General features: G+C 70.9%; 18 protein-coding genes. 10 read left to right on the forward strand and 8 right to left on the reverse strand.

Annotation, left to right across the window (positions count from 1 at the left end; all coding sequences use genetic code 11):
• Positions 1-144: 144 nt before the first annotated feature.
• Positions 145-1,965: a beta-N-acetylhexosaminidase gene (locus JMF97_RS07395; protein WP_438803744.1), complete on the forward strand. Its 1,821-nt coding sequence runs from the start codon at positions 145-147 to the stop codon at positions 1,963-1,965.
• A gap of 621 nt (positions 1,966-2,586) precedes the next feature.
• Positions 2,587-3,240 carry a C39 family peptidase gene (locus JMF97_RS07400; RefSeq protein WP_203220804.1) on the forward strand — a complete coding sequence of 218 codons (654 nt, stop codon included), beginning with the start codon at positions 2,587-2,589 and terminating at the stop codon, positions 3,238-3,240.
• Positions 3,241-3,313: 73 nt separating this feature from the next.
• On the opposite strand, the gene JMF97_RS07405 is transcribed toward JMF97_RS07400, so the two are convergent.
• From JMF97_RS07405 to dusB, 3 genes are all read right to left on the reverse strand, one after another.
• The gene (locus JMF97_RS07405; protein ID WP_203220805.1) at positions 3,314-3,730 is read right to left on the reverse strand and encodes a nuclear transport factor 2 family protein; all 417 of its coding nucleotides are present in this window, start codon (positions 3,728-3,730) and stop codon (positions 3,314-3,316) included.
• 28 nt (positions 3,731-3,758) lie between these two features.
• Positions 3,759-4,634: a helix-turn-helix domain-containing protein gene (locus JMF97_RS07410; RefSeq protein WP_438803745.1), complete on the reverse strand. Its 876-nt coding sequence runs from the start codon at positions 4,632-4,634 to the stop codon at positions 3,759-3,761.
• 97 nt (positions 4,635-4,731) lie between these two features.
• Positions 4,732-5,895 carry a tRNA dihydrouridine synthase DusB gene (dusB, locus tag JMF97_RS07415; RefSeq protein WP_203220921.1) on the reverse strand — a complete coding sequence of 388 codons (1,164 nt, stop codon included), beginning with the start codon at positions 5,893-5,895 and terminating at the stop codon, positions 4,732-4,734.
• A 185-nt stretch (positions 5,896-6,080) separates the two neighbouring features.
• Between dusB and JMF97_RS07420 the strand changes: the two genes are divergently transcribed.
• Complete coding sequence (locus JMF97_RS07420; protein WP_203220807.1) at positions 6,081-7,046, forward strand: type IV toxin-antitoxin system AbiEi family antitoxin domain-containing protein; 966 nt, start codon at positions 6,081-6,083, stop codon at positions 7,044-7,046.
• 63 nt (positions 7,047-7,109) lie between these two features.
• Here the strand turns inward: JMF97_RS07420 and JMF97_RS07425 are convergent, their stop codons facing one another.
• The 3 genes from JMF97_RS07425 to JMF97_RS07435 form a co-directional block, all read right to left on the reverse strand.
• The gene (locus JMF97_RS07425; RefSeq protein WP_013735361.1) at positions 7,110-8,489 is read right to left on the reverse strand and encodes a glycine--tRNA ligase; all 1,380 of its coding nucleotides are present in this window, start codon (positions 8,487-8,489) and stop codon (positions 7,110-7,112) included.
• Positions 8,490-8,602: 113 nt separating this feature from the next.
• Positions 8,603-9,076, reverse strand: coding sequence for an Rv0361 family membrane protein (locus JMF97_RS07430; RefSeq protein ID WP_203220922.1), 474 nt, complete (start codon positions 9,074-9,076; stop codon positions 8,603-8,605).
• A gap of 139 nt (positions 9,077-9,215) precedes the next feature.
• Positions 9,216-9,557 carry an antibiotic biosynthesis monooxygenase family protein gene (locus JMF97_RS07435; RefSeq protein ID WP_013735363.1) on the reverse strand — a complete coding sequence of 114 codons (342 nt, stop codon included), beginning with the start codon at positions 9,555-9,557 and terminating at the stop codon, positions 9,216-9,218.
• Between the two features lie 29 nt (positions 9,558-9,586).
• Here JMF97_RS07435 and JMF97_RS07440 point away from each other — a divergent pair, with 29 nt between their 5' ends.
• The 7 genes from JMF97_RS07440 to JMF97_RS07470 all read left to right on the forward strand — a co-directional run bounded on the left by JMF97_RS07440 (position 9,587) and on the right by JMF97_RS07470 (position 14,341).
• On the forward strand, positions 9,587-9,844 hold the full coding sequence (locus tag JMF97_RS07440) for a hypothetical protein (protein WP_203220808.1): 258 nt from the start codon (positions 9,587-9,589) through the stop codon (positions 9,842-9,844).
• A gap of 68 nt (positions 9,845-9,912) precedes the next feature.
• Complete coding sequence (locus JMF97_RS07445; RefSeq protein WP_203220809.1) at positions 9,913-10,887, forward strand: metal ABC transporter substrate-binding protein; 975 nt, start codon at positions 9,913-9,915, stop codon at positions 10,885-10,887.
• Positions 10,884-11,648 (forward strand): metal ABC transporter ATP-binding protein, encoded by a 765-nt coding sequence (locus JMF97_RS07450; RefSeq protein WP_203220810.1) that lies wholly within the window; start codon positions 10,884-10,886, stop codon positions 11,646-11,648. The genes JMF97_RS07445 and JMF97_RS07450 overlap by 4 nt, the downstream gene beginning before the upstream one ends.
• On the forward strand, positions 11,645-12,514 hold the full coding sequence (locus JMF97_RS07455; protein WP_203220923.1) for a metal ABC transporter permease: 870 nt from the start codon (positions 11,645-11,647) through the stop codon (positions 12,512-12,514). Before JMF97_RS07450 ends, JMF97_RS07455 begins: the two co-directional genes overlap by 4 nt.
• Positions 12,515-12,551: 37 nt before the next feature.
• The gene (locus JMF97_RS07460) at positions 12,552-12,851 is read left to right on the forward strand and encodes an ArsR/SmtB family transcription factor (RefSeq protein WP_013735368.1); all 300 of its coding nucleotides are present in this window, start codon (positions 12,552-12,554) and stop codon (positions 12,849-12,851) included.
• Between the two features lie 127 nt (positions 12,852-12,978).
• A complete protein-coding gene (locus tag JMF97_RS07465; protein ID WP_013735369.1) occupies positions 12,979-13,377 on the forward strand; it encodes a Fur family transcriptional regulator in 399 nt (132 codons plus the stop codon).
• 331 nt (positions 13,378-13,708) lie between these two features.
• Positions 13,709-14,341, forward strand: a complete 633-nt coding sequence (locus JMF97_RS07470; protein ID WP_203220811.1) for a hypothetical protein — start codon at positions 13,709-13,711, stop codon at positions 14,339-14,341.
• 85 nt (positions 14,342-14,426) lie between these two features.
• Here the strand turns inward: JMF97_RS07470 and JMF97_RS07475 are convergent, their stop codons facing one another.
• Complete coding sequence (locus tag JMF97_RS07475) at positions 14,427-14,927, reverse strand: DUF6328 family protein (protein ID WP_013735371.1); 501 nt, start codon at positions 14,925-14,927, stop codon at positions 14,427-14,429.
• Positions 14,928-15,142: 215 nt separating this feature from the next.
• Positions 15,143-15,892: a sugar isomerase domain-containing protein gene (locus tag JMF97_RS07480; RefSeq protein WP_203220812.1), complete on the reverse strand. Its 750-nt coding sequence runs from the start codon at positions 15,890-15,892 to the stop codon at positions 15,143-15,145.
• Positions 15,893-15,941: the final 49 nt, after the last annotated feature.

A 15,941-nucleotide genomic window follows, 5' to 3' on the forward strand; every position in this document is an offset into this window, starting at 1 on the left:
GCACGAATACGCATTGGGCGACCTCGCCGTACTCTTGACGACACGCACTGTGACCACACCTCGCACCATTGCCACCCCTGCCGCGAATACACCCCCTCGGAGCCCTCGTTGTCCTCGGAGCCCTCGTTGTCCTCGGAGCCGTCGTTGTCCTCGCCGCCTGGCACCCCACCGCAGCCGCTGCACCCGGCCGAGAGCACCACGCGTACCGCCGGGGAGCTGGCGGGCGCGGCGGAGCGGGCGGCGGCGACGCAGCTCGCCCCGGCCGCGCCGGTCCGGCTGGGCTCGGTGGTCCGGCTCGGTGATGTGGTCCCGGCGCCCGAGCGGGTCGAGCCGGATGCCGACGCCGACTACCTGCTGCCCGCCGACGCGGTGATCCGGGTCAGCGCCGACCCGGCCGCACTGGCCGTCGGCGAACAACTCGCCGCGCTGCTCCGCCCCGCCACCGGCTACCCGCTGCCGGTGACCGACGTGGTCGGGCAACCGCCCGCCGGCGGCATAGCCCTGGAGCTGACCGACGAGGCCGCCCTCGGCGCCGAGGGCTACCGGCTCGACGTCACACGCGACGGGGTACGCCTGCGCGCCCGCACCGCCGCCGGCCTGCACCACGGGGTGCAGACACTGCGCCAACTGCTACCCGCCGCCATCGAGAGCCGCACCCCGGTCGCCGAGCGGTGGGTACTGCCCGGCGGATCGATCCTCGACCGCCCCCGGTACCCGCACCGCGGCGCCATGCTCGACGTGGCCCGGCACTTCTTCGGCGTCGCCGACGTGCTGCGGGTCATCGACCACCTGGCCCGGTACAAGCTCAACCGGCTGCACCTGCACCTCACCGACGACCAGGGGTGGCGCATCGCCATCGACTCCTGGCCCCGGCTGGCCGCCGTCGGCGGAGCGACCGAGGTCGGCGGCGGTCCCGGCGGCCACTACACCCAGGCCGACTACCGGCGCATCGTGGCGTACGCCGCCGCCCGGCACATCACCGTCATCCCCGAGATCGACCTGCCCGGCCACACCAACGCCGCGCTGGTCGCCCACCCTGAGCTGGCACCCCCGGGAACAACCCCCTCGCCGTACGCCGGCACCGAGATCGGGTTCAGCTACGTCGACCCGACCAGCGAGCGCACGTACGACTTCGTCGCCGACGTGCTCGGCGAACTCGCCGCGCTCACCCCCGGCCCGTGGCTGCACATCGGCGGCGACGAGGCGTTCAAGGTGCCCGCCGAGATCTACACCCGCTTCGTCGAACGGGTACAACGAATCGTGACCGGGCTCGGCAAGACGGTCATCGGCTGGCACCAGATCGCCCCCGCCGCGCACACCGACGGCCGGATCCTGCAGTGGTGGGGCACCCGCCCCGACGACCCGGTCACCGCCGACGCGGTACGCCGAGGCGCCAAACTGATCCTCTCCCCCGCCAACCACGTCTACCTGGACATGAAGTACGCCCCGGACACCCCGATCGGCCACGACTGGGCCGCCCACATCGACGTGCACCAGGCGTACGACTGGGACCCCGCCACCCACCTGACCGGCGTACCGGCCGACGCGGTGCTCGGCATCGAGGCACCGCTCTGGACCGAGTCCGTCACCACCCGCACCGAGATCGAGTTCATGCTCTTCCCCCGCCTACCCGCAATCGCCGAACTGGCCTGGTCCCCCCAGTCCCCCCAGCCCCACCAGTCCCCGCGGTCCACCCAGCCCGACCAGCCCGCCGAGTCCCCGCGGTCCGACCAGCCCGCCCAACCCGCCCCGCCCGAGCAGTCACCCAGGTCCGGCCAGCCCGCTCGGGCCACCCACGACTGGTCTGACTTCCGGCAGCGGCTGGCCGGCCACGCCCCGCGCTGGACTGCGGCCGGGATCACCTTCCACCGCTCGCCCGACCTACCCTGGCCATCGCAGCCCTCAGTCCCCGCACCCCGGCCCGCGCCACCTAACCAAAACGCGACCAATACCGCCCAAGACTGACGCTCTCAGCGATGGGCTAGGGGTAGTGCGGCCATGCGCGGGTCGTGCTGCATGTGCAGGCGATCCCGCTACTCGCGGATGATCGCGGGCGTTTGTGCAGGCGCGACTGGATCGACTGACCTGACCTGCGTGATCGGCTCCATTACGCCGGAATGGTGGTTTCCTACCGCTCTGGACCCCACCGTTTCGGCGTAACGGCGAGGGCGGACCCGGTCGTCGAGGCGGGCTGGGGGCCGCCGTGGTGAACGGCGGGTGTCGTCGCCCATGCCGAGCGACACCTTGGGTGATATGTCCGACGGATGCCCCGGCGGCCAGTGGGCTGGGTCACCGTGGTCGCGGAATCATGCCCCCAGCCTGGGCGTTGTACAGGGGGTAACCGCGACGCCCCCTCGGCGACGCCCCCGGGAACCGGGCCGGAATGACCGCCCCCCACCCGGCGTTACACATCTCCCGGACATCGTGACCGGCCCCCCGGCCGATGAGGCCCAGCAGGCCCGCGATGCCCGAGCAGGGCCTACCGCCCACATCTACTTCGCACGATCTCCCCCTCTTCGCGCGGCAACACGCGCCCCCCGCGCTGACCGCCGCGTGCACCCCCGGAACGGAAGGCGGAACACCATCATGCGTACCACCATGCTGCGTAAGACCGCTCTGACCATCGCCGCTGCCGCCGCCACCGCCGGTGGTATCGCCGGCCCCGCCATCGCCGCCCAGGCCGCACCCAGCACCCCCACCGCCGTGCAGGCCGACCGCAAGCCCGGCGGCGAACGACAGCTCGACGTGCGCTACGAAGCCCAGCCCAACTTCTACTACTGCGGCCCCGCCGCCGCCCGCAACGCCCTGAGCGTGCAGGGCAAGAACATCGACGTCCACACCATGGCCAAGGAGATGGGCACCACCGAGAACGGCACCGACTCCATCAACGACATCACCCCGGTCCTGAACAAGGAAACCGGTAAGGACGTCTACCGCTCGGTGGAGATCCCCGGTGCCAAGGCCGACGACAAGCAGACCGACAAGCTGCGCGAGGACATCAAGCGCACCGTCGACAACGGCCACGCCGTGGTCGCCAACATCGCCGGCACCACCACCGACACCACCGGCACCACCCACAGCTTCGAAGGTGGCCACTACATCAGCGTCACCGGCTACCACGACGGAGGCGACACCGTCACCATCGCCGACTCCGCCAACCCGGCCACCGCCACCTACCAACTCACCACCGACGACCTCGCCGACTGGATCGCCACCCGCGGCTACACCGCCACCAGCTGACGATCCGCCATCGCGAACGGCAAGGGCCGACCCCGAACGGGGGTCGGCCCTTGCCGTCGTCCACCCGTGGGCGTCAACTCCGGCAGGCTGCCTCGATGGCGAGGCTGTCCTCGTAAACGTGGTGCCGGACGATCCGGCCATCGGCCACCGTGAGGTGCAGGGCGAAACGAGCGGTGAACCGTTTGCCGGTACGGCGTACCGTCTGGGCGACCTGGCCGAACACCACGGCGTCCGGCCCATCGACGAGGATGCCGGTGACGGTCGCCTCGGCCTGGCCCGGCACGGTGGCCGCAGCCAGCGTGCGGTGGTGGTCGGCGACGTCGGCACGGGTTGAGCGCGGACGGATCCACGGCACGTCGAGGTGCTCGGTGCCCGGCCAGCTGACCTGCCAGTCCACCTGGTCGGCGTACAGCTCGGCGATCCGCTCGGGTGCTGCACCGGCGACGATGCGGGACAGCAGCGTGTCGACAGTCTGCCGGGTAGCGGACACGTCAAGACCTCCAAGGTCGGGGGCACGGTCACCGTCGGGTGCGTTCGCGCAGCAGCACCGCCGTACGCTCGTCCGCCGGATAGAACGACTCGATGGACAGTTCGGCCAGGGTGACGTCCAGTGGCGTACCGAACGTCGCGATGGTGCTGATGAAGGCCAGCTCCCCACCGTCGTGCCGCAGTCGCAGTGGCACCACGATGTCGCCCGGGCCGGGCAGCCCGATGTCCGGTTCCGGGCCGTCGCTCGGATAGCCACGCAACTCGTCGTCCAGTGCGACCAGCCCGGCGTCACCGGTCAGTTCGACCTGCCGAGCCAGCCGAGCCAGCAGGTGCGCACGCCACTGGCCGAGGTTCGCGATGTGCGGGGCGAGGCCGTCCGGGTGCAGGCTCACCCGCAGCACGTTCACCGGAGGCGCCAGCAGGTCGGGCGCGACCAGATCGGTGAAGATGGTCAGGCTCTGGTTGGCGTCCACCATCTGCCAACTGCAGTCGACCACCACCGCCGGGTAGGGCTCGTGGCCGGCCAGCACCTGCCGGACGGCGGCGCGGGCCGGCGCCATCCGAGAGGCGGTCAGCGCGGTCTGCGGGTACGCCGGCGCGTAGCCCGCCACCAACAGCAGCCGGTTGCGTTCGCGTAGCGGCAGGTCGAGGTGCTCAGCGAGGCGAAGTACCATCTCGCCGCTCGGCCGCGAGCGGCCCGTCTCGAGGAAGCTCAGATGGCGGGTGGAGATGTCGGCCCGCACAGCCAACTCCAGCTGACTCAACCGCCGTATTTCCCGCCACCGGCGTAGCGCCGCGCCGATCGAGAGCGCTGGCACGGTGGCGGTCACGGCAGCTCCGGCGGTACCGCGTCCCGCGCGGGCGGCCGCAGGCTCGATCGACACAGCGGTGGGGGCAGGGTTCATCGGCTTCCTCGTCCTCGGGCGTCAACGCCAGCGTGCCGGATCACCCGCGCGGAGTCGATTACCTGCCAGGTAATGCCCGAAGGCCGCCGGTCAGCGCTCAGCCGCCGGAGTCGGCCAGTTCGGCGCCTTCGGGGACGGTGTCGTCGTCGCGGCTGGCGAGCCAGCCGTCGGGGAGGAAGACCTTGCCGGGTGAGTTGGTTCGTCCGCGCGGCTGGCCCAGGGTCTCCGTCGGGAAGGGCACGGTCGGGTCCAGCTTGCCGAGCAGGTCGTCGAGCTGGGCGAGGCTGTCGATCATGGCCAGGGCGCGGCGCAGTTCGCTGCCGATCGGGAAGCCCTTCAGGTACCAGGCGACGTGCTTGCGGAAGTCGGTGCAGCCGTCGCGCTCGCCCCGGGCCGGGTTGCGGGCGCCGGCGGTGAACTGGTCGACCAGCAGCTCGGCGTGCCGGCGCATGGTCAGCGCCACCTCGCCGAGGGTGGGCAGGCGCCGGTCGGTACGCCCGGCGAAGGCCGCCTCCAGGTCGGCGAAGAGCCACGGGCGGCCGAGGCAGCCGCGGCCGATCACCACGCCGTCGACGCCGGTGTGGGCCACCATCCGCAGCGCGTCGTCGGCCTCCCAGATGTCGCCGTTGCCGAGCACCGGCACGTCGAGGGCCTGCTTGAGGGTGGCGATGGCGTCCCAGTCGGCGGTGCCCGAATAGCGCTGTGCGGCCGTACGCCCGTGCAGGGCGACCGCGGCGACGCCGGCGTCCTGCGCGGCCAGCCCCGCCTCGACGTACGTCAGGTGGTCGTCGTCGATGCCCTTGCGCATCTTGACCGTGACCGGCACCCCGGCGGGTGCGGCGGCGTCCACCGCGGCCTTGACCAGGCGGGCGAAGAGTCGGCGGCGCCAGGGTAGGGCCGCGCCACCGCCGCGTCGGGTGACCTTCGGGACCGGGCAGCCGAAGTTGAGGTCGATGTGATCGGCGAGGTCCTTCTCGACCACGATCCGCACGGCGGCGGCGGTGATCTCCGGGTCGGTGCCGTAGAGCTGGAGGCTGCGCGGGCTCTCGTCCGCCCCGAAGGCGATCATGCGCAGGGTCTTCGGGTTCCGCTCGACCAGGGCGACCGTGGTGATCATCTCGCAGACGTAGATGCCGCCGCCCTGCTCCCGGCAGAGCTGCCGGAAACCGACGTTGGTGATGCCTGCCATCGGCGCGAGCACCACCGGCGGCCACACCTGGTGCCGTCCGATGGTCAACGGCCCCAGCGCAGCACTCGACATCGTCACCGTCCAAGTGTAAGGAAGGGCTCCTTCTTAACGCCTCGTGCATAGGAAGGGCCCCCTGTTAACGCGACGCATAACACACTCACGCCGAAGGCGGTGCGTCGTCCACAGCGTGCGCGGTTGTCCACAGGTGCCCGGCTCGGGCGGGACACGGGCCGGGCGGGCCGGTGATGCTGCGCGGCATGCGTACCCATCCACCCGAGTTCTCCGAGCTGGCCGAGCGGCAACAGCAGATCGTCAGTCGTGCCCAGTTGCTGGCCTGCGGCTTCGACGACATGTACCTGTACCGGCAGACGCGGCGCGGGCTCTGGCAGCGGGTCCTGCCCGCGACGTACGCCCTGGTCACCGGCACCCTGACCGACGAGCAGCGGCGCATCTCGGCGGCGCTGTACGCCGGTGGCGAGGCACAGCTCACCAGCCTGGCCGCACTGTCCTGGTACGGCTTCCGACAGAGCCCGCGCAGCGACGACGTACACCTGATCGTGCCGCATCACGCACGACGCACGTCGGCAGGTTACGCGGTGATCTCGCGGGCGCTCGCCCTGGACGGCCGGGCCCGGGCCACGCCGCTGTACCCGGTGTGCTCACCCGCCCGCGCGGTGGTCGACGCTGCGCGTGACCTGCGGCAACTCCGCCCGGTGCGCGCCATCGTGGCCGAGGCCGTGCAGCGGGGGTACGCCGACCTCACGTCCCTGGACGAGGAGATCAGGCGGGCCCGGCGCAGCCGGACGGCGCTGATCAGGAAGGCGTTCGCGGAGGTGGCGGCGGGTGTCCGGTCCGCGCCCGAGGCGGAGTTGCGGGAGTGTCTGGCGGACAGCGGCGTGCTGAGCGAGATCCACTGGAATCCGCGGCTGCTCGATGCGAACGGTGCGTCGCTGCCGACGCCTGACGGCTATCTGGCCGACGCGGCGGTGGCGCTGGAGGTCGACTCACAGGAGTACCACTTCCGACCTGCGGACTGGACGCGCACGCTTGATCGGCACAACGAGCTGAGTCGGCTCGGCGTCCTGGTGTTGCACTTCACGCCCGCGCAGATCCGTCGCGAGCCGCGTCGGGTGCGCCGCACGGTGGAGGACGCGTACGACTCCCGCCGCGGTTTCGGTGCCACGGCCCGGGTACGCGTCGACCGGTCCGCTCCGCCGGCCTAGATCCTTGTTAAGAAGGGACCCCTCCTCTACGCCAGGCGTTAAGAAGGGGCCCTTCCTTACACGTCAGCAGCCGGGGAGGTGGTCGATCAGGTAGCGCTCGACCTGGTCCAGGGCGATCCGCTCCTGGGCCATGGTGTCCCGGTTGCGGATGGTCACCGCGTTGTCGTCCAGGGTGTCGAAGTCGACGGTGACGCAGAACGGGGTGCCGATCTCGTCCTGGCGGCGGTAGCGGCGGCCGATCGCCTGCGAGTCGTCGAACTCGACCACCCAGCGCTTGCGCAGCTGCGCGGCGAGGTCCTTGGCCTTGGGCGAGAGGGCCTCGTTGCGCGACAGCGGCAGCACCGCCACCTTGACCGGGGCCAGCCGCGGGTCGAAGCGCATCACGGTGCGCTCCTCCATCTTGCCCTTGGCGTTGGGAGCCTGGTCGACGTCGTACGCCTCGAGCAGGAACGCCAGCACCGCGCGGGTCAGGCCGGCGGCCGGCTCGATCACGTACGGGACCCAGCGCTCGCTCTTGGTCTGGTCGAAGTACGACAGGTCGACCCCGGAGTGCTTGCTGTGCGTGGAGAGGTCGAAGTCGGTGCGGTTGGCGATCCCCTCCAGCTCGGCGAACTCGCTGCCGCCGAACTGGAACCGGTACTCGATGTCGACGGTGCGCTTCGAGTAGTGGGAGAGCTTCTCCTTGGGGTGCTCGTAGAAGCGCATGTTCTCCGCGGAGAGCCCGAGGTCGACGTACCAGTTCCAGCGCTCGGAGAGCCAGTACTCGTGCCACTGCTCGTCGGTGCCGGGCTCGACGAAGAACTCCATCTCCATCTGCTCGAACTCGCGGGTACGGAAGATGAAGTTGCCCGGGGTGATCTCGTTGCGGAACGACTTGCCGGTCTGCGCGATGCCGAACGGCGGCTTCTTCCGCGCCGCGTTGGCCACGTTGTTGTAGTTGACGAAGATGCCCTGGGCGGTCTCCGGGCGCAGGTAGTGCAGGCCCTCGTCGCTCTCCACCGGGCCGAGGAAGGTCTTCATCAGCCCGTTGAACATCTTCGGCTCGGTGAAGGTGCCCTTGTTGCCGCAGTTCGGGCAGTTCAGCTCGGTGAGCGAGGCGAGCGGCTTGCCGTGCTTCTCCGCGTACGCCTCTTCCAGGTGGTCGGCGCGGAACCGCTTGTGGCAGGACTGACACTCGGTCAGCGGGTCGACGAAGGCGTCGAGGTGGCCGGAGGCCGCCCACACGTCCCGGGCCAGGATCACCGCGGAGTCCAGCCCGACGACGTCGTCACGCTGCTGGACCATGGTCTTCCACCACTGCCGGCGGACGTTCTCCTTGAGCTCCACGCCGAGCGGGCCGTAGTCCCACGCCGATCGGGTGCCTCCGTAGATCTCGCTGGAGGGGAAGACGAAGCCTCGGCGCTTGGCGAGGCTGACGATGGCGTCGATACGGTCTGCTGGCATGTTTCCTCCTACGCCGACTGGCGGTCGGCGGGGACGCGGTGGGATGGAAGGAACAGTTCGGGACAACGGTACGACTGCCGTCCTCCCGAACCCAGCACATTACCTGCGGTCGGTCAGTTGACTCCGCAGACCTCCATGCCACCGGTCTGCTGGTCCTGGGCTAGCACGACCTGCTGCCGTTCCTGACCACCGCCGGCGAGGGTGACGTCCACCGGCACGGTCAGCGTGGTGGTGTCCACGCTGCCGACCCGGTAGGAGACGATCTGCGGCTCGGCGGCGGCCCGGCGTTCGAACTCCTGCCGGGACTCGCGCCGCTTGGCGTCCTCACAGAGCTGGTCGTACGCCTGGCCGTACTCGCCGTCGGCCAGGGCGCGGTAGTAGTCGCTGGAGACCGTACGGCCCTGTTCCTCGATCGCCTGCACCCCGCTGACCAGCAGGCCGACCACCGCGGTGCCCCCGCCACCGCAGCAGAGCACCAGCGCCAACGCCCCGGCGCCGAGACCGAGCCAGAGTCGGGAGCGACCGCCCTCGGTCGGCGGCGCCGCGAACGGCGGCGCCACTCCGGGGCCGGTCGGCGGTGTCGGCACGCCTGACTCGACCACACCGGGCGGCGCGAAGGCACCGTGGCTCGGCGGCTGGGGATTCTGCTGGCCGGGCAGCGGGGGCTGGGGTGGTGGGGCCGCCGGTCCGGGATCGGTCATAGCAGCCAGCGTAGTGCCCGACAGCTCAGCGGTAAGGACCCGCAGCGCGATCGCTGTCGACCACCACCACGTCGCCGTCGGGCGCGGCGCTGGCCAACGTCTCGTACGCGGACGGCTCGTCGATGCTCTCGGCGAGCAGCGGTATCGCCGTGACCTTGACGTCGAAGCCACCGAGCGCGCGGCGGTAGGTGCCCACCGACTCCCACTCGGTGACCAGGCACCAGTGTCGCGGGTCGTCCAGCGCCCGGACCAGTTGCCCGCGCAGGTAACCGGGGCGGGCAGCCAGGGCCGCGAGAGCGGCGTGGGCCCGTTCGGTGAAATCCTGCGCGCCGTCGTCGTCGACCACGAACCGGTTGGTCACGAGCACCGGACACTCCTCCTCGTAAAGTCTGTGGGATGCAGCGTACGCAGCGCCGGATCACCGACCGCCTGGCCCGGACCAACCCGACGACCGTGTTCCTGGTCACCCTGCTTCTCGTACTTGTCGCGTTCTTCACCCCGGGCCCGCTGGGCGGGCTGTTCACCCTGCTGCTCGCCGCCGTGGTGGCCGCCCTGCTGGTGACAACCTGGCCGGTGCAGACGCTGCCGACCCGGGTGATCCGGTTGCTGATGTTGACCCTGCTGGTCACCGTCGGCCTGGTGAAGCTGCTCTGATCGACCTGCTCCGACATGCAATTATGCGTTTTTGACAATCATTGTCATTGTCGCGGACAGTCGATGACATGACCTTCCGCACCACCCCCCGAGTCCTGGCCACCGCCACCGCCGCGCTGCTCGCCCTGACCGGCGTCGCCGCTTGCAGCACCGACACCACTTCCGGTGGCGACCCGGAGCGGGTCGACGTGGTGGCCGGCTTCTACCCCTTGCAGTTCCTGGCTGAGCGGATCGGCGGGGACGCCGTGACGGTGACCAACCTGGCCCGTCCGGGTGCCGAGCCACACGACCTGGAGCTGAACCCGCGGCAGGTCGGCCAGATCATCGACGCCAAGCTGATCATCTTCCTGGACGGTTTCCAGCCCGCGGTCGACGCCGCGATCGAGCAGAACGGCGGCGACCGGGCCTTCGACGTGGCCGCCGTCGAGCCCCTGCTGGACGCCACCGCCGGCGGCCACGACCACGACCACGGCGACGAGCACGCCGACGAGGGCGAGCATGCCGACGAGGTGTCCGACGGCGCGAAGGACCCGCACGTCTGGCTCGACCCGACGCGGCTGGCCACCATCGGCGACAAGCTGGCCGAGCGGCTCGGTGCCGTCGACCCGGAGCGGGCCGGCGACTACACCCAGCGGGCCGCCACCCTGCGCACCGAACTGGAGCAGCTGGACACCGAGTTCACCGAGGGGCTGAAGACCTGCCAGCGCCGGGAGATCGTGGTCAGCCACACCGCGTTCGGGTACCTCACGCAGCGCTACCAGCTGGAGCAGATCGGCATCACCGGGCTGACGCCGGAGGACGAGCCGTCGCCGCAGCGGCTGGCCGCGGTCACCGAGGAGGCGCGCGAGCACGGCGCCACCACGATCTTCTTCGAGACGCTGGTCAGCCCGAAGGTCGCCGAGACGATCGCCCGGGAGGTGGGCGCGCAGACCGCGGTGCTCGACCCGCTGGAGGGCCTGTCCACCGAGAACAGCGAGGAGGACTACCTTTCGGTGATGCGCACCAACCTGGAGACCCTTCGGACGGCGTTGAGCTGCTCGTGACACCTGAAGTCATCACCGTCGCGCACGGGGTGGTCGGCTACGACGGCCGCCCCGTGCTGCGCGACGTCTCGCTGACCGTGACCGCCGGTGAGGTGGTCGCGATCCTCGGCGCCAACGGTTCCGGCAAGTCGACCCTGATCCGCGCCGTGCTCGGACTGGTCCCGCTCAGCTCCGGCTCGGTGACCCTCTTCGGCGAATCGGCACGCCGGTTCCGGCAGTGGCACCGCATCGGGTACGTCCCGCAGCGCCTCGGCGCGGGCAGCGGCGTACCGGCCACGGTGGGCGAGGTGGTGGCCTCCGGCCGGCTGGCCCGCCGGGGCATCCTGCGGCCACCGGGGCGCGCCGACCGCAAGGCCGTCACCGAGGCGCTGCACGCCGTCGGCCTGGCCGACCGGGCGAAGGACCCGGTGTCCACCCTCTCCGGCGGGCAGCAGCAGCGCACCCTGATCGCCCGCGCGCTGGCCGGTAAGCCCGAACTGCTGGTGCTGGACGAGCCGACCGCCGGGGTGGACGCCGCCAGCCAGGAGGCGTTCGCCGAGGCGCTACGCGGCTTCACCGACGGCGGCGGCACCGTACTGCTGGTGGCGCACGAGCTCGGTCCGCTCCAGCCGCTGATCAGCCGGGCGGTCGTCGTACACCAGGGTCTGATCGCGCACGACGGCGCGGTGCCGGAACCGGCCGGGCACCACGCGGCGCCGGACCACGACCACGTGCATCCGCACTGTCCCGAGGAACCCGCCGGGCTGTGGGGCACCAATTGACCCTCTTCCAGTACGAATACATGCAGAACGCGCTGATCGGCGCGCTCGTCATCGGGGTGGCCGCACCGGCGCTCGGCATCTACCTGGTGCAGCGGCGGCTCGCGCTGATCGGGGACGGCATCGGGCACGTCGCGTTGACCGGTGTCGGCGCGGGCCTGCTCTTCGGCACCTCCCCCGTGATCATGGCGGTGATCGCGGCCGTGATCGGTGCGGTCGCCATCGAGTTGATCCGCGAACGGGGCCGCACCTCCGGCGACCTGGCCCTGGCCCTGCTCTTCTACGGCGGCATCGCCGGTGGCGTGGTGCTGGTGGGCCTGTCGGACAGCACCAGCGCGAACCTCAACGCGTACCTGTTCGGGGCGCTCACCACCACCTCCCGCAGCGACCTCGTCACCATCGCGGTGCTCGGTGTGGCCGTCCTGATCACGATGGTCGCCCTGCGGCCCGCGCTCTTCGCGGTCTGCCAGGACGAGGAGTACGCGCGGGTCTCCGGCCTGCCGGTACGCGCCCTGAACCTGCTGCTGGCGGTCACCACCGCGATCACCGTGACGATCGCGATGCGGGCGGTCGGCGTACTGCTGATCAGCGCGCTGATGGTGGTGCCGGTGGCCACCGCCCAACAGGTCACCCGGGGTTTCCGCGCCACCATGACGGCGGCCATGACCCTCGGCCTGTTCGCCGCCGGCGCCGGCATCTGGGTGGCGGCGGTCGCCGACACCGCGCCCGGCGCCTCGGTGGTGGTGCTCGCGATCGCCTCGTTCGTGGTGATCACCCTGTTCGCCGCCGGCTGGCGTCGGATCCGCCGGACCCGACCGGAGCCGGTGCTGACACCGGAACCACCCGAGGTGGTGCTCGACCGGTCCTGACCACGATGACCCTGTCGGTATTGGTTACCGTTGCAGAGTGAGCAGCGAATCCGGATACGACGCGTACGAGGGCGCAAGTGAGCTCCTGCGTGCCCTCTCCGCGCCGATCCGGCTCGCCATCGTCAGCGAGCTGGCCGGCGGCGAGCGCTGCGTGCACGAATTGGTCGACAAGCTGGGCGTCGCCCAACCGCTGGTCTCCCAGCATCTACGGGTGCTGCGCGGCGCCGGCGTGGTCCGCGGTTCCCGGCGCGGCCGGGAGATCGCGTACGCCTTGGTCGACGAGCATGTTGCGCACATCGTCGCCGACGCGGTAAGCCATGCCGGGGAGGGATCATGAGCGAACGAACCGGCCGGCTCAGCAAGTCCATGCCCGGAGGCGACGCCGGTGCCGTCCTGAGGGAGCGAATCCGCCGGCTCAGCGCGACCGCGCCTCGGGGTGATGAGCGGCGCAGTGGAGTACCGTCATGAGCGACAGCGGGACGGCGGTCCGTAACACCCGGCAGCGCTCGGCGGTGAGCGCCCTGCTGGCCGAGGTGGAAGGCTTCCACAGCGCCCAGGATCTGCACGCGATGCTGCGGGATCGCGGCGAGCGGGTCGGCCTGACCACGGTGTACCGGACCTTGCAGGGCCTGGCGGACGCGGGCGAGATCGACGTGATGCGCCCGCCGGGCGGCGAGCACCTCTACCGCAGGTGCAGCGAGGGACACCACCACCACCTGGTCTGCCGAGCCTGCGGTCGCACGGTCGAGGTCGCCGGCCCCACAGTGGAGACCTGGGCCGACAAGGTAGCCGCCCAACACGGCTTCACCAACGTCAGCCACACCCTGGAAATCTTTGGCACCTGCCCCACCTGCACCCCCTGATCCCCTTCCTCGCCCCCGCGCGCCTCCGCCGCGCACCCACGCCCACGCCCACGCGATCTTGCACTTTGTGTCGCCGCGAAGGCCGTAAAAGGGGGCAAATCGGCGACCGAAAGTGCAAGATCGACGGGGCTGGAGCGGGACGCGGGGCTGGGCTGAGCGGGAGTGCGGGGCGAGGCGGGACGGCGTGGGCGGGAGAAGCGGGCGCGGCGGGGAGGGCTGGGCGAGCGCGCTCGTCGGCCGTGGCCTGCAACGTCGGGGCGAGGGCTTGGCAAGATCGACTATGGCTGGGTGGGTGAGGCGGGGGTGGGTCGGGCGTGGCAGGGTGGGCGGCGTGAAGATTTACGCTGATCGCTTTCCGGTGGCACTACGGCAGGTGCTCACCGATCTGCTTGTCGTCGCCTGGGTCTACGGGACGATCCGGGGCGCGTTGTGGTTGCACGACCTGGTGCAGAGGTTGGCCGTACCCGGGCAGAAGTTGGAAGGGGCCGGCGGTGGGCTGGCCGACAACCTGGCCGAGGCCGGCGGCAAGGTCGGCCGGGTGCCTCTGGTGGGTGACGAGTTGACGGCGCCGTTCGAGCGGGCGGCGGACGCGGCGCGGTCGCTCGCCGAGGCTGGGCGTGACCAGCAGGAACTTGTCGACCAGTTGGCCCTGGCACTGTCGGTGGGGATGATGATCGTCCCGCTCGGGCTGGTGCTGTTCGGCTGGCTGCCGTTGCGGGTGCGCTGGATGCGCCGGGCCGGCTCGGCGGCGACACTGGCCGCCGCACCCGCCGGTCAGGACCTGCTGGCCCTGCGCGCCCTCGCCAACCAACCCCTACGCCGACTCACCCGCATCAACCCCGACGTGGCCCAGGCATGGCGCGACGGCGACGAGCACACCATCACCGCCCTCGCCACCCTCGAACTCCGCCACCTGGGCCTCCGCACCCCCACCCCACCGTCCCCAGCCACCCGTCCGCGTTGATCAAGAGGTTTGCGTCAGCATCGGCTCGAATCCCGACGCAAACCTCTTGATCAACGGGGCGAGGTGGGGGCAGGCAGGGGGTGGGTTAGGTGTTGGCCAGGCCGCTGGGGTCTTCGTCGTCGTCGATGTCGTCGTCGCCCCAGTTGCGGCGGGAGAAGGGCAGGATCAGCCAGAAGGTGAGGAACCAGAGTCCGGTGACGGCGCTGAGCAGGAAGGCGATCGGGCGGGCGAGCACGAAGTCGGTGATCAGCAGGACCGAGCTGACCATCGCGATCAGCATCAGGGCGAGGCCGCCGGAGGCCATCAGGTGCGCGAACCGTACCAACTCCGGTTTACGTCCCTGACGGAACAGCGCGCGGTGGAACGCCACCGGCGAGATGATCATCGCGGTGGCACCCGCTGCTGCGAGCAACGCGACGATGTAGACGTCCCGCTGGAACGGGCTGGTGCTGCCGAAGCCGTTGCTGAACGGCAGGGTCAGCAGAAAGGCGAAGAGGATCTGCACGCCGGTCTGCGCGACCCGCAACTCCTGCAACAGGTCGGCGAAGTTGCGCTGCCACCGCTGCTTCTCGGTTTCCTTGGACACCGCTGACCTCCGGGGGTACGGCCTGCCGCCGGACCGGTTCGGCGACGGCGGCAACGCTGATTGCCCCACCGCCGTCGATCCGAAACCGGTTCGCAGGACCACCGCTGCTGCGCCCCGGCCAAACCACCGTCGCGCTCAGATCCGCGGCACTCAGGAAGCGCCGCGCTCAGGAGGCCCGGCGCTCATGACACCGCAGCGCTCAGAAAGCCCGGCGCTCAGGAGCCGCGGCGGATCCGTCCCGCGTACCGGGCCTCAAGGGTGTCGTTGTGTGCGTCGCCGCCGGCGATGTTGGCGGACAGGTAGACCGGCGGACGTTCACCTGCCGCGAGCAGCCGGGCCACCACCTCCACCACGATCTGCTGGGCCAGCAACGCGGCGGTGATCGAGGAGACCGCACCGACCGCGCCACCGTCGGGCAGCGGCAGGGTCGCGTCGCCGTACGGGGCGCCGTTGTCCAGCACCACGTCGGCGAAGTCGGCGAGCTTGCGGCCCGACGGATGGCGGGACTCCATCCGGGCCGAGTGTTCCGCCGAGGTGATCGCCACCAGCCGGTGGCCGCGCTCGCGTACCAGCGAGGCGAACTCCACCATCGCCCCGTTCACTCCCGAGTTCGAGGCGAGTACGAAGATGTCGGCCGGGTCGACCGGGGCGAGTTCGTAGAGGCGGTGGGCCACCGACGGGTCCCGTTCCAGCTTTGGTCCCAGCACATCGGCGGACGCTCCGCCGTGCAGCACCAGGTCACGCAGGGCGATCCGGTTGGTCGGCACCAGCCCACCGGCCCGGCCGGCGATCTCCATCGCCAGCGCCTCGGAGTGGCCGGTGCCGAAGGCGTGCACCACCCCGTCGGCCCGGATCGCCTCGGCGATCAGGTCCGCGGCGCGGGCCACCTGGTCCCGCTGACTCTGCGCCACCCGGTTCATCGTCGCGGTCACCACGGCCAGGTAACCGTCGGCACTCAACGTCATCGTCACTCCGCTTCCTCGCCGACCAGCAACTCCGCCAGCCGCCAGCAAC

The sequence above is a fragment of the Micromonospora fiedleri genome (genome assembly GCF_016774385.1).
Taxonomy (GTDB): domain Bacteria; phylum Actinomycetota; class Actinomycetes; order Mycobacteriales; family Micromonosporaceae; genus Micromonospora; species Micromonospora gifhornensis.

Excerpts from the sequence above, each read along its gene's own strand:
- JMF97_RS07410 (WP_438803745.1), bottom strand. The coding sequence starts at position 4,634 with ATGAACCCTGCCCCCACCGCTGTGTCGATCGAGCCTGCGGCCGCCCGC.
- JMF97_RS07480 (WP_203220812.1), bottom strand. The coding sequence starts at position 15,892 with ATGACGTTGAGTGCCGACGGTTACCTGGCCGTGGTGACCGCGACGATG.
- JMF97_RS07440 (WP_203220808.1), top strand. The coding sequence starts at position 9,587 with ATGCAGCGTACGCAGCGCCGGATCACCGACCGCCTGGCCCGGACCAAC.
- JMF97_RS07425 (WP_013735361.1), bottom strand. The coding sequence starts at position 8,489 with ATGCCAGCAGACCGTATCGACGCCATCGTCAGCCTCGCCAAGCGCCGA.
- JMF97_RS07400 (WP_203220804.1), top strand. The coding sequence starts at position 2,587 with ATGCGTACCACCATGCTGCGTAAGACCGCTCTGACCATCGCCGCTGCC.
- JMF97_RS07445 (WP_203220809.1), top strand. The coding sequence starts at position 9,913 with ATGACCTTCCGCACCACCCCCCGAGTCCTGGCCACCGCCACCGCCGCG.
- JMF97_RS07465 (WP_013735369.1), top strand. The coding sequence starts at position 12,979 with ATGAGCGACAGCGGGACGGCGGTCCGTAACACCCGGCAGCGCTCGGCG.
- dusB (WP_203220921.1), bottom strand. The coding sequence starts at position 5,895 with ATGTCGAGTGCTGCGCTGGGGCCGTTGACCATCGGACGGCACCAGGTG.
- JMF97_RS07420 (WP_203220807.1), top strand. The coding sequence starts at position 6,081 with ATGCGTACCCATCCACCCGAGTTCTCCGAGCTGGCCGAGCGGCAACAG.